The sequence below is a fragment of the Shewanella sp. DNRA4 genome (assembly GCF_012843185.1).
Classification (GTDB): domain Bacteria; phylum Pseudomonadota; class Gammaproteobacteria; order Enterobacterales; family Shewanellaceae; genus Shewanella; species Shewanella xiamenensis.
Window position 1 is genome coordinate 1 of sequence record NZ_JABAIP010000039.1, and the last position, 758, is coordinate 758.

The 758-nt window shown below is 48.4% G+C and carries 1 protein-coding gene, 1 tRNA gene and 2 rRNA genes; 3 read left to right on the plus strand and 1 reads right to left on the minus strand.

All coding sequences use genetic code 11. The features are described 5' to 3' along the window. The 3 genes from rrf (HG547_RS20600) to rrf (HG547_RS20610) form a co-directional block, all read left to right on the plus strand. Positions 1 to 90: ribosomal RNA gene (gene rrf, locus HG547_RS20600) — 5S ribosomal RNA — on the plus strand; the annotation flags it as partial. Between the two features lie 31 nt (positions 91 to 121). Next, positions 122 to 197: transfer RNA gene (locus HG547_RS20605), tRNA-Thr, on the plus strand. Positions 198 to 232: 35 nt separating this feature from the next. Further along, positions 233 to 348 (plus strand): 5S ribosomal RNA (gene rrf / locus HG547_RS20610). A 214-nt stretch (positions 349 to 562) separates the two neighbouring features. On the opposite strand, the gene HG547_RS20615 is transcribed toward rrf (HG547_RS20610), so the two are convergent. Continuing rightward, the coding region (locus HG547_RS20615; RefSeq protein WP_211164747.1) for a transposase at positions 563 to 758 on the minus strand (196 nt) is incomplete at its 5' end.

Sequence of the window (758 nt, forward strand, 5' to 3'; positions counted from 1 at the left end):
ACCTGATCCCATCCCGAACTCAGAAGTGAAACGCAATCGCGCCGATGGTAGTGTGGGGTCTCCCCATGTGAGAGTAGGTCATCGCCAAGCGCCTAATTTCATCTATTGATGACAAAAAATTGCTGATATGGCTCAGTCGGTAGAGCGCATCCTTGGTAAGGATGAGGTCCCCAGTTCGATTCTGGGTATCAGCACCATTATAGTCTAGTGTGATGTCCTAGAGAAAAATTTGCTTGGTGACAATAGCATTGTGGTCCCACCTGATCCCATCCCGAACTCAGAAGTGAAACGAAATCGCGCCGATGGTAGTGTGGGGTCTCCCCATGTGAGAGTAGGTCATCGCCAAGTGCCTAAATAAACACAAAAGCCCTAGCCTAAACCGCTAGGGCTTTTGTGTTTATACGCTTCGCGAAAAGCTACCTCGATATCGGTCAATAAATGTTCCTCCAATCTCCAATATTGACACTTCCACCATCCATGGCGGTCGCTCCGCCGCTAAGCGGGTTCCCACGCTACGAAGACAAGCTTCTTCGCGTTCAATCATGGCTAATACCATTCCGTATTAAAGCTCAGTCACCTTCGCCCATTCCCGAGAGCACATCTTTATCACGCGTTTTGTACAACTGATAAAGCTGTTCCATGCTTGGCTGCAGGCATCTACTATGTCCTCATATCCTTTAAAACAGCGATTGGCGAGATAATGTTGGCGCAGCCAACTCCATACCTGTTCGATAGGGTTTAGTTCTGGGGAATATGGC